Consider the following 17163-nt stretch of genomic DNA (forward strand, 5'->3'; position numbering starts at 1 on the left):
GCGCGGCAGAGTGCCGGTCGCGACGGTTGTTCTGACGATGAGCGGAAGCACATTTCGTGCCTGACCTGGGCGATGAGATTCGGGCAGGCGTCAGTGATCATTTAAATCGATGACATGACGGGGTCCGGCCAATCTCGGTCCGGGTCGTCGCCGGTTTCGCTGCCGCGGCCGGAAGGGCGCTGTAAAGGATGGAAATGATTCATTTGCACCATGCCGCGCTGCGAGCCGCCGTTACTGGCGGCACGGCTGCGGCTGGTGCACAATTCAGCCATGGAGATGGCTGATGCGCGGGCGCTCAACGGAGTGATCCTTTCCCTGTATCGGGAAGGCCGGGAGGTGCCGCTCAGCCGCTATCGCGCATGGGCGCTGGAGCAGGTGGCTGCCGTGATCGGCTTCGATTCGGCGTGCTGGGGAAGCGCGTCGACTGAACCACCGGCGCTGCACGAGATGCACCTGCACCATTGCGAGCAGGGCATCGTCGAGGCGTACGCACGTTGCAGCGGGCACGATTTCTTCCGTGCCGCGCTGCTCGCCGATCCGGGAACGGCGATCAACCTCGGCGATCTCGCGGCGCGCGAGACCTATCTGCGCAGCCCGCTCTACCGCAAGTTCGGACGCCGATTCAAGATCGAGTGGGCGCTCGGCACGCTCTTGATCGAGCGCACGACTTCGCTCAACGAGTTCCTGACGCTTTGGCGACACGATCCCTGGCTGCCTTTTTCCGAGACCGAGCGCCAGTTCAAGGAACTCTTGATGCCGCATCTGGCGGCGACGCACCGTGCAGCCTGGCTCAGGCACTTCCTGCGTCTGCCGGGCCATGTCAAGCAGGCGTGGGCGGTGGTTGACCGACGAGGCCTGTTGCGCGAAGCGTCACCGTCCTTCGTCGCCTTGCTGCGCCAGCACTGGCCAGCGGGCGGCGGCAGCATCCTGCCTGAAGCGCTGGCGGCCAGTGTGCAGGCGGGCGATGCGCATGTCGTCGGCGCGTGGCGCCTGGACGTCAGCGACTGCGGCGAGTATCGCTTCGTCCTGGCGCGTTCGACCGGCGCGTTGGCGCAGCTGTCCGTGCGCGAACGCGAGATTGCCCGGCGCTACGCCAGCGGCGAGACGCATTCGGCGATTGCCCGCACGCTGTCGCTGTCGCCGGCGACGGTACGCAACCACGTCGCACATTGCTTTCGCAAGCTTGGCGTCGGCAACAAGGTGGAGCTGGCCCTGCGCCTCGAGGCAGGCGCGCCACGGTTGCCGACGGGAATGGCGGAATGAGCTTGACCCAGCAGGTCGGAGGCGTCCCTTTGCGCACAATGCTGGCGGTCGATTTCTTCTGTCGTGAGCCGGCACTGGCGGGCTGTGGAGAGTACGATTCTCGTCAGGGGAGGCGCCCGAGTGCGGCTTCCATCGGTGTCCCGCCGGCGACGGTCTGCGCTCGATTGGACTACAATCCGCTCACCTGCATAGCGTCTTGTCGTTGAACGGAGGAAGGAACATGCACGTCGTCCGCCTGCACCTGATGGCCCTGCTTGCCACGTTGACGTTGTCGGGATGCGGCTACAACACGCTCCAGACCACCGACGAGCAGATCAAGTCATCCTGGGCGGAGGTGCTCAACCAGTACAAGCGTCGTGCGGACCTGATCCCGAACCTCGTGAATACCGTGCAGGCCTATGCGGCGCATGAACAGCAGGTGCTCCTCGGCGTGACCAACGCACGTGCCAGGGTCGGGTCCGTACAGGCGAGTCCCGAACTCGGCGAGAATCCCGAGTCCTTCGCGAAGTACATGGCGGCGCAGCGAGAAATGTCGTCCGCGCTCTCCAGGCTCCTCGTCGTGGCCGAGAACTATCCGCAATTGAAGGCCGATCAGAACTTCCGCGACCTGCAGGCGCAGCTCGAGGGAACCGAGAACCGCATCACCGTGGCGCGCCAGCGCCATATCAAGGCGGTGCAGGAGTACAACGTCACCGTGCGATCCTTCCCGAGCAACCTGACGGCGATGCTGTTTGGCTACCAGACCAAACCGTCCTTTACGGTCGAGGACGAGCGCACGGTCGCCGAACCGCCGAAGGTGGATTTCGGCTCGGCGGCGCCGGCCGCTGTGCCGGCCAAGTGACGTAGCGCGCAGCCGCCTCGGAACGGTACCGGCTTGGGCGCGATCTCGACAGCGTCGGCTACACGATCCGCGCGCTGCGCGTTGCTGGCGCGACTCTTCGCGCTTGCGTGGCTCGCAGGCTGGGCCTTCGCTGCCATCGCGGAGGTGCCGGTGCCGAAGTTGACGGCCCGGGTCACCGACCTCACCGGCACGCTCGGGAACGATCAGCGTCAGGCGCTGGAGACGCGATTGGCGCAGTTCGAGGCGCGCAAGGGCGCGCAGATCGCGGTCCTCATCGTGCCGACCACCCAGCCCGAGACGATCGAACAGTATGCCCGTCGCGTGCTGGACCAGTGGAAGCTCGGCCGCCAGGGCGTTGACGACGGCGCGCTGCTCGTCGTTGCGACGCAGGACCGCGAGCTGCGCATCGAGGTGCAGTATGGCCTGGAGGGGCCGCTGCCGGATGCGACGGCGAAGCGCATCTGCGACGAGGTCATCGCGCCACGCTTCAAGCAGCAGGATTTCTACGGCGGCGTTTCGGCTGGCGTGGAGCGTATGATCGCCGTGGTCGAGGGCGAGCCGCTGCCAGCGCCGTCGGCCGCCTTGCGCCCGGAAGCGGCGTCGTCGCGGCACGGGTCGATCACCGAACCGCTGTTGGCGGTCGGCGTGGCCCTGTTGTTCGGGGTCGGTGTCGTGCTGCGATCGATGTTCGGCCGGTACGCTGGTGCCCTTGTCACGGGCGGCATCGGGGGCATCGCGGCGTGGTTCATCGCGGGATCCGCGATCGCGGCCGCGGAGGTGACGCTGATCGTGTTCTTCTTCGCCGCCGCCATTGGACTCGGCAGTGCAAGCTCGTTGCGTCGCGGTCGCCGCCATGGCGGTTCCTGGGGCGGTGAATCCTGGGGTGCGACCGGCGTCTGGTCGGCAGGCGGCGTTTGGTCCGGAGGTGGCGGTTCGGGCGGGGGCGGCGGCGCCTTGGATGCGACCGGCGGCTGGTCCGGAGGCGGCGGTTGGTCCGGAGGTGGCGGTTCGGGAGATGTCGGTTCGGGAGATGTCGGTTCGGGCGGGGGCGGCGGCGCCTCGGATGCGACCGGCGATTGGTCCGGAGGCGGCGGTTCGGGCGGGGGCGGCGGCGCCTCGGGAAGCTGGTGACGGCCATGCAGCTCAAGCGAGCGTTGAAGCACCTCTGCACCCCGGACTTCGTCGCCTTGAAGGCGTTTCCTGCGGCCACGCTCGATCGCATCGAGCAGGCGATCGGATGTTCGGAGCGGACGCATCGCGGCGAGCTGCGATTCGCGCTCGAAGCGGGCATGGAGCCGGTGCACGTGCTGCGCGGCATGACGCCGCGCGATCGTGCGCTGCAGCTCTTCGCCGCCCTCCGCGTCTGGGACACGGAGGAGAACAGCGGTGTCCTCGTCTACCTGCAGCTGGTGGACCGCCGGATCGAGATCGTGGCCGACCGCGGCATCGCGCGCCTGGTTGCGCAAGCCCAGTGGGATGCCGTCTGCCGTCGCATGGAGGCGGCGTTCCGTGCCGGCGACTTCGTGGGCGGCACCCTCGCCGCCGTCGACGCGATCACTCAGCTGCTCGCGCAGCATTTTCCGGCGGGCGATGCCAATCCCGACGAGTTGCCCGATCGCCCGGCGATCATCGAGTAGTGTTCCCCGGGCAACTACGGTGCTGTGCTCGGCCGTTGCAGTGCACTTGGCAAGCGGCACACCGGCCTGGTGCTGCCGGCGCCCTGACTGCAGTCGCGGTTCTGCCGCCGAGGCAGCTGGTCGGTTGACCTGGTCGAGTCTCCCAGTGGTTGATCGGCGCGGCCTGCTGCGCGAAGCGTCACCGTCCTGCGATGCCTCGCAGCGCCAGCGCTGGCCAGCCTGGAGCAGCGACTTGCGCGCAATGAGCGGCGGGCGGCAGGCGCCCGCCCGCATGCCGCGCAGCGCAGCCGAGCGCCTGCCCCCAGGTCGCCGCCGCTGATGGCTCGCCAGTCGATCGAAGTCAGCGAGAAGGCGGGGGTGCGCTACCTCCACTTCTCGTCCGCCTGGGTGCAGGGGGCGATGCGCATCCAGCACCCCAACGCACTCGAGTTGTCGTACACGCGCGAGATGATGGCCGGGCTGCTGCTGCGTGCCGTCCCGTGGCCGCGCGACGCGCTGCTGATCGGTCTCGGCGCGGGATCGCTGGCGAAGTTCATCTACCATCACCTGCCGGCGACGCGCATCACCGTCATCGAGATCGATCCGCAGGTCGAAACGGTGGCCCGCCTCCACTTCCGGCTGCCGGATGACCCGCGTCGGCTGCGCGTGCTGATCGCCGATGGCGCCGACTACATGCTGCAGGACGCCAGCCGGCATGACTGCATCCTGGTCGACGGCTTCGATGGCCAGGCGCGTGCCGGTGCGCTCGAAACTTTGCCGTTCTACCAGGCGTGCCGGGCGCGGCTGAGCGAAAGCGGCCTGCTGGTGGTCAACCTGCTCGGCCGCGAGCGCGGCTTCGCCGCCAGCGCCGAGCGCATCGGGCAGGCCTTCGACGGTCGCTCGCTGGTCTTCCCGTCGTGCGACCGCGGCAACACGATCGTCTTCGCCACCGCCGGCGAGCCCGTCGACGTCGCCGCCGACGAGCTCCTCAGCCGTGCCGAGCACTGGCAGGCGGCGAGTGGCCTCAACCTGCTGCCGACGATCGCCCGTCTGCGCCAGGCCGGCCGGCTGCAACGCGATCGCCTGTTGCTCTGAGCTCAGCCGGGAGCGGGCAAGGGCGCTATACTTGCGCCCTTGCCCGCTCCCGGTCTTCGTCATGTCCGCAGCCAATCGCACGCTCCCTGCCGATGCCACGGCGCCGACCGGCCCGTCGGGGCCTGTTCTGCCGCCCGTCTGGTCGCAGCGCCTGGCGACACAGTTGGCCCCCGGCGAGCAGGTGCTCGCTTGGCTCGAGATCGATCTCGACGGCGCACTGCATTTTGCCCATGGTCTGGTCGTCGTCAGCAGTGAGCGCCTGCTGGCCAGTCCGGCCGGCGAGCAGGACTGGCAGAGCTGGGCCTATCGCGGCGGTCTGCTGCTCTCGCGGCGCGACCATTCCGGCGTCGGGACGCTCGAGTTGTGCGACACCGCGGGACGGCTCGCACACTGGCGCTACACGCTCGGTAGCGACGTCGCGGCCGGCCGGCTGGTCGAGCGTTTCATGCGCCAGCTCAGCTTCCGGCTGACCGGCGAACTGCCGCCGCCGGCGGGTGTCACCCTCTGTCCGAAGTGCGAGACGCCGCTGCTTGCCGGACAGGAGGAGTGCCCGGCCTGCAGCCGCGAGATTCACGAACCACCGTCGACCTGGACCCTGCTCCGCCTCGGCCGCTTCGCACGGCCATACCGCAAGCAGCTGCTCGGCGCCTTCATCCTGTCGCTGCTGACAACGGCCGCGACGCTGGTGGCACCGTACCTGACCATGCCGCTGATGGACAAGGTGCTGATCCCCTACCAGAACGGGCAGCCGATCGATCCCGGGCTGGTGCTGCTCTACCTCTCGGGCCTGCTCGGATCGTCGCTCCTCGCCTGGGTGCTTGGCTGGGGACGCACCTACATCCTGGCGCTGGTCTCCGAGCGCATCGGCTCGGATCTGCGCACGGCAACCTATGAGCACCTGCTGAAGCTGTCGCAGGAGTACTTCGGCGGCAAGCGGACCGGCGACCTGATGGCGCGCATCGGCTCGGAGACCGACCGCATCAACATCTTCCTCTCGCTGCACCTGCTCGATTTCGCCACCGATGTGCTGATGATCGCCATGACGACGGTGATCCTGGTTTCGATCGACCCCTGGCTGGCGGCGGTGACCCTGCTGCCGCTGCCGGTCATCGCCTGGCTGATCCACGTCGTTCGCGAGCGCCTGCGTACCGGTTTCGAGCGCGTCGACCGCGTCTGGGCAGAAGTGACCAACGTCCTCGCCGACACGATCCCCGGCATCCGCGTCGTCAAGGCTTTCGCCCAGGAGGCGCGCGAGGCGGCGCGCTTCCGCGCCGCCAACGTTCGCAACCTGGATGTCAACGACCGCGTCAACCGCGTCTGGTCGGTCTTCTCGCCGACGGTCACCCTGTTGACCGAGTTCGGCCTGCTGATCGTCTGGGCATTCGGCATCTGGCAGATCGCCGGCGACCGGATCACGGTTGGCGTGCTGACGGCATTCCTTGCCTACATCAGCCGCTTCTATCTGCGCCTCGATTCGATGAGCCGCATCGTCTCGGTGACGCAGAAGGCCGCGGTGGGAGCGAAGCGCATCTTCGACATTCTTGATCACGTCTCGAGCGTCCCCGAGCCGACCAGCCCGGTACACCTGCCGCAGGTTTCCGGCCGCATCGAGCTGCGCGGCGTCGGCTTCCGCTATGGCACGCGCAGCGTGACCCGGGACATCAGCATCGCCATCGAGCCCGGCGAGATGGTCGGCCTGGTCGGCCACAGTGGCTCCGGCAAGAGCACCCTGGTGAATCTCATCTGCCGCTTCTACGACGTCAGCGAAGGGGCGATCCTGATCGACGGCGTCGACATCCGGTCGCTGCCGGTTGCCGAATACCGCCGGCACATCGGACTGGTGCTGCAGGAGCCGTTCCTCTTCTTCGGCACGATTGCCGAGAACATCGCCTACGGCAAGCCCGAGGCGACGCGTGCCGAGATCGTCGCCGCCGCGCGCGCGGCGCACGCGCACGAGTTCATCCTGCGCCTGCCGCACGGCTACGACTCGCTCGTCGGTGAACGCGGGCAGGCGCTCTCGGGTGGCGAGCGACAGCGGATTTCGATCGCCCGTGCGCTGCTCATCGACCCGCGCATCCTGATCCTTGACGAGGCGACCTCTTCGGTCGATACGACGACCGAGAAGGAAATCCAGAAAGCGCTCGACAACCTGGTCCGCGGCCGGACGACGATCGCCATCGCGCACCGCCTGTCGACGCTGCGCGACGCGAACCGGCTGGTGGTACTCGATCGCGGCAGCGTCGTCGAGGTTGGCAGCCACGACGAGCTGATGGCATCTGAGGGACACTACTACCGCCTCTACCAGGCACAGGCGCGCAACGTCGATACCGAAGAAGAACTGCGGCGGCTGGAAATCGACCGCGAGGACGAGGGAGATCGCGAATGAAGCCGTGCCCGGATTACCAGTTGCAGCGCAATTCCTTCGGGCGCCTCGAACTGCGCACGGCCGATGGCCAGATCCATGAAGGCGTCGCACCGGTACGCGCCTTCCCGATCACCGCGCCCGACGACGGCCTCGCCCTGGTCGATCCCTATGGCCACGAGCTGATCTGGATCGACCGCCTCGACGACCTGCCGGACGACCTGCGGCTGTTGCTCGCAGACGAACTGGCGGGGCGTGAATTCATGCCGGTGATCCAGCGCATCGTCGGTGTCGGCAGCTTTGCGACACCGAGCACCTGGGAGGTCGAGACCGATCGCGGCCGCACGAGCTTCGTCCTCAAGGGCGAGGAGGACATCCGTCGCCTGGCGTCGCCGGCCCTGCTGATCGCCGACAGTCACGGCATCCACTTCCTCATCCGCGACCGCCATGCGCTCGACCAGCACAGCCGGCGGATCCTCGATCGCTTCCTGTGAGCCGGGCGATGCCCGTTGCCCGTGCCGCGGGTCAGCCGATCGTCGCGTCCCGCGTTGATACCGCGATGCCCGGCGGATCGTACCGGTGCGACGGTCCGCTGTGCCGGCTTGCCATCCCGTCCGCGCCAGCGCGCGCCAACCCTTTCGTCCCTGGACCGACGCCATGAAAAGCAAAGACATCAAGTTTCTCGAAATCCGCCATCTGCGCGGTCCGAACATCTGGACCTACCGTCCGGTGATCGAAGCGCTGGTCGATATCGGCGACCTGGAGGACTTTCCCTCCAACAGGATCCCCGGCTTTCCCGAGCGACTGGCGGGCTTTCTGCCTTCCCTCGCCGACCACCGCTGCAGCTACGGCGAGCCGGGCGGTTTCCTGCGGCGGCTGCAGGAGGGCACCTGGCCGGCCCACATCCTCGAGCACGTGACGCTCGAGCTGCAGAATCTGGCCGGCATGCCGGGTGGCTTCGGCAAGGCGCGGGAAACCTCGACGCGCGGGGTGTACAAGGTGGTCGTCCGCGCCTGGCATGAGGAGGTGACGCGCAGCTGCCTGTACGCCGGTCGCGAACTGCTGCTGGCGGCGATCCATGACGAAGCCTTCGATGTCGCCGGCACCGTCGAGCGCCTGGCCGACCTCGCCGAGCGTCGGCTGCTCGGACCGAGCACCGGGTGCATCGTCGAGGCGGCAACGGCCAAGGACCGGCGGATTCCGTTCATCCGCCTGCTGCCGACGGGCAACCTGGTGCAACTCGGTTACGGCGCCCGCAGCCGGCGCATCTGGACGGCGGAGACCGACCGGACGAGCGCCATCGCCGAGGGCATCTCACGTGACAAGGACCTGGCGAAGACCCTGCTCGGCGCCTGTGGTGTGCCGGTACCCGAGGGGCGTCTGGTGGAGAGCGCCACTGACGCCTGGGACGCCGCCGAGGAGATCGGCCTGCCGGTGGTCGTCAAGCCGTCGGACGGCAACCACGCCCGCGGCGTGTTCACCAACCTGATGGCGCGCGCAGAGGTGGAATCGGCCTACGCCGCTGCCGTCGAGGAGGGCAGCGGGGTCATCGTCGAGCGCTACGTGCGGGGTTCCGAGCACCGTCTGCTGGTGATCGGGGGCAAGCTCGCCGCCGCCGCGCGTGGTGAGACGGCAACGGTGGTCGGTGACGGTCGGTCGACGATCGACGAACTGATCGACCTGCAGATCAACTCCGATCCACGGCGTGGTGCCGCCGAGGAATTCCCGCTCGACGTAATCCTCCTCGCCGAGAATCCGGTAGCCCGCCTCGAGGTGACGCGTCAGGGCTTCACTCCCGACTCGGTGCCGGCGGCCGGCCGCGAGGTCCTGATCGTGCGCAGCGGCAACCATACCGACGATGTCACCGATCTCGTCCATCCCGAGACGGCAGCGACCGCCGCGCTCGCCGCGCGCATCGTCGGTCTCGACATCTGCGGCGTCGACCTCGTCTGCGAGGACATCTCGCGCCCGCTCGACGAGCAGCGCGGTGCGATCGTCGAAGTCAACGCCGGCCCGGGTCTGCTGATGCATCTGAAACCGGCGAATGGCCAGCCGCGCCCGGTCGGACGGGCCATCGTCGACGAACTGTTCCCGAACGGTGACGACGGTCGCATTCCCGTGGTCGGTGTCAGCGGCAGCACCGGCAAGACCGCGGTCTCCCGTCTGCTCGCTGCCATCGTCGGCCTCAGCGGCAGGAACACCGGGCTGGCGTGCAGCAGCGGCCTGTTCGTCGGCCGCCGTTGCATCGATCCGGGCGATGCCGCCAACTGGGGATCGGCCAACCGGATCCTGATGAACCGCACGGTGGAAGCTGCCATCGTCGAGAACGGCTGTGACGCCATTCTCGACGACGGGCTGGCCTACGACCGCTGTCAGGTCGGCATCGTCACCAACGTCGAACCCGAGCGGCACTTCGGCCACCACGATGTGGCCACCGCCGAACAAGTCTTCACCATCCTGCGCACGCAGGTGGATGTCGTCCTGCCCGGCGGTGCAGCCGTTCTCAATGCCAGCCAGCCGATGCTCGTCGACATGGCGCCACTGTGTGATGGGGAAGTGATCTTCTTTGCTCCTGACGGCGACCTGCCGGCGGTCGTCGAGCACCGCGGGCGGGGTGGCCGGGCGGTCTTCGTGCGTGCTGGCGAGGTGGTTTTCGGCAGCCGCGAGCGCGACACCGTGATCACCAGCCTGCGGTTGATCCCGCTCACGGATGCCGGACGCAGCGCGCCGCAGGTGGACCACGTGCTCGCGGCTGCGGCGGCTGCCTGGGCTCTCGGCATCGCTCCCGAGATCGTCCGCACCGCTCTCGAAACGGCGACCGCTGGTTGAGCAGCGGCGGTGGGACGGCAGCGAACCGGTACTCCGCCGCAGCACTTCTGACAGGCAATTTCTCGAAGGGAGTCATTCATGGAAGTCTCGCGTCTCCGCGCCCTGCGCGGTCCCAACCTGTGGAGCCGGCACACGGCGATCGAGGCGATCGTCCGTTGTGCCGACGGCGAGCGCAACATCGACGACATGCCGGCCTTCGAGAACCGCCTGCGCGAGCGCTTTCCCGAGCTGGACATGCTGCGGCCGCTCGGCCACGACGAGGCGGTATCGATGGCGCAGGCGCTCGAATTTGCCGCCCTCGGCCTGCAGGCGCAGGCGGGCTGCCCGGTCACCTTCAGCCGGACCACCGAGACGGTCGAAGCCGGCACCTACCAGGTCGTCGTCGAGTACAGTGAAGAAGCGGTGGGCCGTCTCGCCTTCGAGCTGGCCGAGGATCTCTGCCGCGCTGCCGTCGAAGATCGTCATTTCGCGCTCGACGGCGCGCTGCAGCGCCTGCGCGAGCTTGACGAGGACGTCCGCCTGGGTCCGAGCACCGGCGCCATCGTTTACGCGGCCGTGGCGCGCAACATACCGTACCGTCGACTCACCGAAGGCAGCATGGTGCAGTTCGGCTGGGGCAGCCGGCAGCGCCGGATTCAGGCCGCGGAAACCGACAGGACCAGCGCCGTTGCCGAGTCGATCGCCCAGGACAAGGAACTGAGCAAGGTTCTCCTGCATGCCGCCGGTGTCCCGGTTCCCTTCGGCCGGCCGGTTCTCGGCGCCGAGGATGCCTGGGCCGCCGCCTGCGAAATCGGCGGGCCGGTCGTCGTCAAGCCACAGGACGGCAATCAGGGCAAGGGCGTGGCGGTCAACCTGACGCGCCGCGAGGAGATCGAGGACGCTTACGAGATTGCCAGCGCGATCAGCGACGAGGTACTCGTCGAGCGCTTCCTGCCCGGCCATGACTACCGGCTGCTGGTCGTCGGCGACCGGATGATCGCCGCTGCCCGACGCGATCCGCCGCTGGTCATCGGTGACGGCGTGCACAGCGTCCGGCAGTTGGTCGATCGGGTCAACAGCGACCCGCGCCGCAGCGACGGGCACGCGACGTCGCTGACCCGGATCCGCCTCGACGACCTGGCGATCGCCCGCCTGACGAAGGCGGGACTGACTCCCGATTCGGTCCCGCCGCGCGGCAAGCGCGTCGTTCTGCGCAACAATGCGAACCTGTCAACCGGTGGCACGGCGACCGATGTCACCGACGACGTGCATCCCGAATTTGCCGCGCAGGCGGTCGCCGCGGCGCAGACCATCGGCCTCGACATCGCCGGTGTAGACGTCGTCTGCGACAGCGTCCTGCGGCCGCTCGAGGAGCAGGGTGGCGGCATCGTCGAAGTCAACGCCGCGCCGGGGCTGCGCATGCACCTGCAGCCGTCCTTCGGCAAGGGACGTCCGGTTGGTGAGGCGATCATCGCCAACCTGTTCGCCCCTGGCGAGGACGGGCGCATCCCGGTGGTCGCCGTTGCCGGCACCAATGGCAAGACGACCACCGTTCGCCTGATTGCCCACATTCTGGCGCAGCAGGGTCTGCGCATCGGCATGACGACGACCGACGGCGTCTACGTCGAGGGGCGGCGGATCGACACCGGCGACTGCTCCGGTCCGAAGAGCGCGCGCAATGTGCTCTTCCATCCGCGCGTCGATGCAGCGGTCCTGGAGACGGCACGTGGTGGTGTCCTGCGCGAGGGTCTCGGCTTCGATCGCTGCGATGTGGCGGTGGTGACGAACATCGGGCTGGGCGATCACCTCGGCCTATCCTACATCAGCAGCGTCGAGGAGCTGTCGGTCGTCAAGCGGGTGATCGTGCAGAACGTCAGACCGGGACGCGGCGTCGCCGTACTCAACGCCGCCGACCCAATGGTGGCGCGCATGGCCGACTCCTGCCCGGGCAGCGTCAGCTTCTTCGCCAACGACCGCAATCATCCGGTGATGGCGATGCACCGCGCACAGCGCAAGCGGGTGGTCTACCGCGACGGTGCGTCTCTCGTCGCCTCGGGCGGCGGCATGGAACATCGCATCGCGCTCGCCCGGATCCCGCTGACGCAGGACGGAGCCATCGGCTTCCAGGTGCAGAACGCGATGGCGGCAATCGCCGCCGCCTGGGCGCTGGGACTCGACTGGCAGACGATCGAACGCGGTCTGGCGAGTTTCGTCAGCGACGTGCAGACCGCTCCCGGACGCTTCAACCTCTTCGACTACCGCGGGGCGAAGCTGATCGCCGACTACGGGCACAATCCGGACGCCATCCAGGCTCTCGTCGACGCCGTCGACAACATGCCTTCAGCGCCGGGCAGCAAGCGTTCGGTCGTCATCAGCGGCGCCGGTGACCGGCGTGACGAGGACATTCGCCAGCAGACGGAGATTCTCGGCGGTGCCTTCGATCGCGTCATTCTCTACCAGGATCAGTGCCAGCGTGGCCGTGCCGATGGTGAAGTGCTGGCGCTGTTGCGTGCCGGCCTGCAGCAGGCGACGCGAACCAGGCACATCCGGGAGATTCATGGCGAATTCCTGGCGATCGACAGCGCACTGGCGGAGCTTGCCGCCGGTGATCTCTGCCTGATCCTGATCGACCAGATCGAGGAAGCCCTCGAGCACATCAAGCAGCGGTTGCGGGAAGGCTAGGCGAGGCATGCCGCGCCTGCCGCCGGGGGGCGTTGCGCCTCAGGTGGGACGGCTGCGGTAGCTCCACGAGAACGGGCCGGTATGGCCGGCGAACAGCAGCCGGGTTGCCGCATCGGTGCGGCGCATGCGCGCCTTCAGTTCCTTGACCGGCAGGGCATGCAGGTGCGGTTCGGCAGGTCGCGGCAGCAGCGCACTGACACGGGTTTCTCCTTCGACTTGGGCGATCGTGCAGTTGACCTTGCTGCACGCCTCTTCCCGGGCCGCCAGCACGGCATCGATCTGTTTGCCGCAGGCGTCCGACTCGGTGGCCAGTTCCTTCACCAGATCGGACAACTGCGACAGCGAGCGCAGGGTCGGGGCGACCAGTGCCGACAGCCGGCGCCAGCCCACCTGCTGTTCGGCGGTCAGCGTCGCCTCGTGATTGCGCAGCCGCTGCGCGAGCGCCAGGTAATTGGCGACCTCCTTGTCGCTGCGTAGGGCATCCATGCGGGCGCGGTGCGCGGTGATCGCCTTCTCCGTCGCCAGCCGCCTGCCGCGCAGGCCGGCCAGCGTGGCATCGAAGGTGCTCAGGTCGGGCAGCAGCATCAGCAGCACGGTATCGAGTTCGCGTCGTGCCCGCGCAGCGCCGAGGCTTGCCGTCCGGGCCGCCAGGGCGCTCGCTTCGGCGACCTCGACCGTCAGTTCTTCGGCGACGATGTGGCAGTTCGTCGCCTGTCCGACGACCACCTGGCGAGCGGCAAGGACGCAGTTGTCTGCCCGCTTGACGTTGATGCAGCCGGCCAGCGCGGTCAGGGTGGCGCCGGAAGCCATGCCCTCGACGGTGATGTCCCCGTCCTCGTTGCTCGCACTGCCGCCGACGAGGTTGCGCTTCAGCCGCACGACGCCGCCGCTGGAGATGATTCTGCCGTATACGTCGGCGTAGGCAGTGATGCTGCGACACTGGACGACGCGTTTCTCCTGAATCTCGCCGTGCTGTTCGTACTCCTCGCCAGTCAGCAGAAGGTCACCGGTGGTGCGGACGCTGACGCCCTCGTGGCTGACGATCTTGTCGGTCACGGAAAACTGGTTGCTCTGGCGGTCGATGCTGAGGAAGCCGCAGACAGTCGCCAGCAGGTATTCGGCGCCGTCCTCGTGGCTGATGCGGGTGCCAGGTCCGGCCAGGGTCGCGAGATCGAAGTCCTTTGGCATCGGCGCCGGCAGCACCTCGCCATCGAGCCTGCGGCCATCGACGCCCGCAACGCGCGGGTTCTTCCGCACCAGGCGCAGACCGGCGGCGACCTGCGGATAGCGCGTCTCGAACTGGCGCAGATCGACCCGGTCGCCGAACAGGCGGCGGGGTGCGTTGTTGCGGTGCAGTCCCGGCGCCAGCTCGCACACCTCTGCGTCCTTGCCCGGTACGAAGGGCAGGCTGTGGGCGATCACCCGGCGCTCGGCCTTGTCTACCTCGAACCCGGCGCAGGTCGCGGCGATGTCGATGCCGAAACGCACCCCCTGCGTCCAGGCCGTGGCGATGAACTCGTCGATATCCAGCCGAATGCGGGTTTCGGCCACCGTTTCGCCGTCGCCCGCGTCGCGGTAGAGCGGCTCGAATAGATAGGCAGCCTCGTCGCCGTCGATCAGCATTGCGCTGTAGAGTGCGCGGCGTTCCGGTCGGAAGAAGGTGATGTCGGCAGCCAGCAGCACCTCTTCCACCGGTTCGCGGTCGAGGCCGCTGGCGATACCGTAGAGCAGCCACGCGAAATGGGCGTAGTCCAGACCACGGAAATAGAGTCCGGTGTCGAAGACGCGATTGACGAAGTCGGCAAAGTCTGCTGCCGAGTCGAGTCGGTTCGGCTGCACGTAAAGCCCGTCGGCGCGCTGGGCGATGAAGCGCGACAGGGCAATCTGCCCGGCCTCCAGGTCGGCGAGGTTGCCGATGGCACTTTCCGGATGTTGTGGCATTCTGGCAGTCAGATCCCGGTCAATTCGCTGCGCCGCAATGCGGGCGCCTGCTCCTGCATGCACGGTGCCACCCGCTGCCGCTTGCCTGCACGCCATTCTTCGCAGAGGGTGGAGGACGAGCGGTTCATCGATGGCGAGCATCGCGGTTCGGGGCACGACTGTGCGGACTGCCTGTCGTCCGAACCGTTGCCCCTAGCGTACCAGAAAGCGCCGTCGGCTACATGCCGTCCGGCGGCAGCGGTTTGCAGCACCTCCCGCCGCATTCCTGCCGGCACCCGACGGGCTCCAGACCGCAGCTGCCAGCCGGAGCCTGGCAGCAGTCCGCCGACGGACGGCGATCCCTGGGGGAGGCATGTCAGCCATTGCACTCGACCCGCGTTATGCAGGTTGTCGAGCGTGTCCGTGCCGGTGAGAGCAAGACGGGCAGCGCTCCCTGACTCGCCACCATCACGCCTGCGATCATGCATTGCTGCCGTTGCGCTCCACTGCTTTCAGCGCTGCTTCTCGGCGCCTGCGTCAGCCTGCCGCCCGAAGGGCCGGCGGTCATGGCGCTGCCGGGATCCGGGCGGACTTTCGAGCAGTTCCGTATTGACGACCAGCTCTGCAGGGCCTACGCCGGGCGCTCGATCGGTCCGCAGACACCGGAAGGCGCGGCCGCCGACTCGGCGGTCGGAAGCGCCGTCCTGGGAACGGCAATCGGCGCCGCCGTCGGGGCTGCGATCGACGGCTCCAGCGGCGCCGCGGTTGGAGCGGGTGTCGGCCTGCTCGCCGGCAGCGTTACCGGTGCCGCTGCCGCGAATGCATCGGCCTACGAGCTGCAGCGGCGTTACGACCAGAGCTATGTGCAGTGCATGTATGGTCGTGGCCACAGGGTTCCGGTCGTCGGTGGCTACCCGCTGCGGCCCGGCGCTGGCGGTCCGCCGGCCGTGGCCCTGCCGCCGCCGCCACCGCCGCCGCGTGGAGCGCCGCCGCCCCCGCCAGCGGCAGCCGCGCCACTGCCGCCGCGCGGCGCGCCACCGGCACCCCCCCCGGCACGTTGAAGCCGCACGACGCTGGGAGACTTCTGGCGTAAACTGGAGCACTCGTCGCCACGAAAGCTCCAGCCATGTCCCGCTCGACCCTCAAGCTGCCCGCAAAGACTGCTGCCGATGTCGCTGCCGGCGAAGCGAGCGGCCGTCCCCGGCGGCCGATCCGTGGGCAGGGGGCGGTGGCCAAGCATGCTGGCCGGCGGCGCTCCGAATCCGATGCGCCGCCGGCAGCGGCCAGCCAGCCCCTGCCGCGGCCGGAACCGGTGACGGCTTCGCCCCGGCGCTCGCCGAGGACGCAGCCGGAGCGTCCGGATATGGCGCGAGGTGTGGCGTTCCCTGGCAAGGCGAACGACGCTCGCGCGCTGCCGCCAAGCGCCGGACGTGGCGCCGGCGCATCGCCGCCAGAAGGGCGTGACGCAGGCGGCGCGAGCAGCAGTCAGCCAAGCGGCGGCGCGGCGGCTGGCGGGCGGCCGGCTGGACCACAGCCGGACGCACCGAGGAAGCAGCATCCGCCACGCGGCGTGGCGCGCAGCACCGGCGCACGCGCCTGCCCACCGTCGCGGCCTGCGGCTTCGGCGGCGGCAGCCAGCGGCGGCATGGCTGAACCGGGGACGAGACTGACGGAACCTGCCGCCGAGCCGCCGCCGAGCCAGCCGGCGGTGGCATCGGTTCGCCCCGGCTTGGCCAAGGAGCCGCCGCGGCTGTCCCGGCTGGTCAGCGAACTGACTGGATGTTCACGCCGCGAGGCCGACGAATGGATCGAGAACGGCTGGATCAGCGTCGATGGCGTGGTGATCGACCGCCTTGGCGCCCGCGTCAGCCCGAAAGCGGCAATCGAGATCAGGGACGCGGCGAGCAAGCACCGCAGCGCGAGCGTCAGCATCCTGTTCCACAAGCCGACTCCTGCCGGCGATGCACCGGCGCCGACGGGGCGCGAGACCGCTGTTGGCCGCATCCGTGGCGACAATCGGTGGGTCGAAGACGACCCTGCGCAGCGTTTCGTCCTTGCCCACCTGCGCGGGTTGGCGCCGGCTGGCGCGCTCGACGCCAGCGCCGGCGGAATGCTGGTGTTCACCCAGGAGGGCAGCGTGGCGCGGCGCCTGGCCGGCGGCGATGCCCGCGTCGAGAAGGAGTACCACGTGCTGGTCGAGGGCGCGCTGGCAGCGGGCGGGATCGAGCGCCTGCGGCATGGGCTGGTGCTGGACGGCATCCGCCTGCGGCCGGCTGACGTCTCTTGGCTCGCCGAGAACCGCCTGCGCATCGTCCTGCGCCAGAGCCTGCCGCGGCAGATCCCGCGCATGTGCGCGCTGCTCGGACTGCGCGTGCGCGAACTTCGCTGCGTGCGCATCGGCAGCGTCTCGCTCGGTAGGCTGCCGCCGGGCGCTTGGCGCTACCTGCGCGCCGACGAGCGCTTCTGATCCGTACGCCAGCGATGGCGGACGCCGCCGCGCTTGCGAGCCGCGGCGGCTGCGGCTACCATCCGGGCCATCGCGCCGTCGCCCGTTCGGCAGCACCCTTTCGCAGCAA

General features: G+C 68.7%; 12 protein-coding genes. 11 read left to right on the forward strand and 1 reads right to left on the reverse strand.

Features of this window, described 5'->3' with window-relative positions; all coding sequences use genetic code 11:
- The first annotated feature begins 210 nt into the window (after positions 1-210).
- The 9 genes from V5B60_RS11325 (at position 211) to cphA (V5B60_RS11365) (ending at position 12667) form a co-directional block, all read left to right on the forward strand.
- Entirely contained in the window at positions 211-1263 is a 1053-nt protein-coding gene (locus V5B60_RS11325; RefSeq protein ID WP_332347096.1) for a helix-turn-helix transcriptional regulator, read from the forward strand.
- Between the two features lie 220 nt (positions 1264-1483).
- Positions 1484-2104: a LemA family protein gene (locus tag V5B60_RS11330; protein ID WP_332347097.1), complete on the forward strand. Its 621-nt coding sequence runs from the start codon at positions 1484-1486 to the stop codon at positions 2102-2104.
- A gap of 33 nt (positions 2105-2137) precedes the next feature.
- Positions 2138-3235: a TPM domain-containing protein gene (locus V5B60_RS11335; protein WP_332347098.1), complete on the forward strand. Its 1098-nt coding sequence runs from the start codon at positions 2138-2140 to the stop codon at positions 3233-3235.
- Between the two features lie 5 nt (positions 3236-3240).
- Entirely contained in the window at positions 3241-3741 is a 501-nt protein-coding gene (locus tag V5B60_RS11340) for a TPM domain-containing protein (protein ID WP_332347099.1), read from the forward strand.
- Between the two features lie 318 nt (positions 3742-4059).
- A complete protein-coding gene (locus V5B60_RS11345) occupies positions 4060-4815 on the forward strand; it encodes a fused MFS/spermidine synthase (RefSeq protein WP_332347100.1) in 756 nt (251 codons plus the stop codon).
- A 61-nt stretch (positions 4816-4876) separates the two neighbouring features.
- Complete coding sequence (locus V5B60_RS11350) at positions 4877-7201, forward strand: ABC transporter ATP-binding protein (RefSeq protein ID WP_332347101.1); 2325 nt, start codon at positions 4877-4879, stop codon at positions 7199-7201.
- Positions 7198-7671, forward strand: coding sequence for a DUF1854 domain-containing protein (locus tag V5B60_RS11355; RefSeq protein WP_332347102.1), 474 nt, complete (start codon positions 7198-7200; stop codon positions 7669-7671). Before V5B60_RS11350 ends, V5B60_RS11355 begins: the two co-directional genes overlap by 4 nt.
- A 163-nt stretch (positions 7672-7834) precedes the next feature.
- On the forward strand, positions 7835-10006 hold the full coding sequence (gene cphA, locus V5B60_RS11360) for a cyanophycin synthetase (protein ID WP_434735326.1): 2172 nt from the start codon (positions 7835-7837) through the stop codon (positions 10004-10006).
- Between the two features lie 78 nt (positions 10007-10084).
- A complete protein-coding gene (gene cphA, locus V5B60_RS11365) occupies positions 10085-12667 on the forward strand; it encodes a cyanophycin synthetase (protein ID WP_332347103.1) in 2583 nt (860 codons plus the stop codon).
- A 39-nt stretch (positions 12668-12706) separates the two neighbouring features.
- On the opposite strand, the gene V5B60_RS11370 is transcribed toward cphA (V5B60_RS11365), so the two are convergent.
- Positions 12707-14608, reverse strand: coding sequence for a flagellar assembly protein A (locus tag V5B60_RS11370; protein WP_332347104.1), 1902 nt, complete (start codon positions 14606-14608; stop codon positions 12707-12709).
- 461 nt (positions 14609-15069) lie between these two features.
- Between V5B60_RS11370 and V5B60_RS11375 the strand changes: the two genes are divergently transcribed.
- Together V5B60_RS11375 and V5B60_RS11380 are read left to right on the forward strand one after the other, a co-directional pair.
- Entirely contained in the window at positions 15070-15648 is a 579-nt protein-coding gene (locus V5B60_RS11375; RefSeq protein ID WP_332347105.1) for a YMGG-like glycine zipper-containing protein, read from the forward strand.
- A 584-nt stretch (positions 15649-16232) separates the two neighbouring features.
- Positions 16233-17054 carry a pseudouridine synthase gene (locus tag V5B60_RS11380; RefSeq protein ID WP_332347106.1) on the forward strand — a complete coding sequence of 274 codons (822 nt, stop codon included), beginning with the start codon at positions 16233-16235 and terminating at the stop codon, positions 17052-17054.
- Positions 17055-17163 lie beyond the last annotated feature (109 nt).

The sequence above is a fragment of the Accumulibacter sp. genome, assembly GCF_036625195.1.
Classification (GTDB): Bacteria; Pseudomonadota; Gammaproteobacteria; order Burkholderiales; family Rhodocyclaceae; genus Accumulibacter.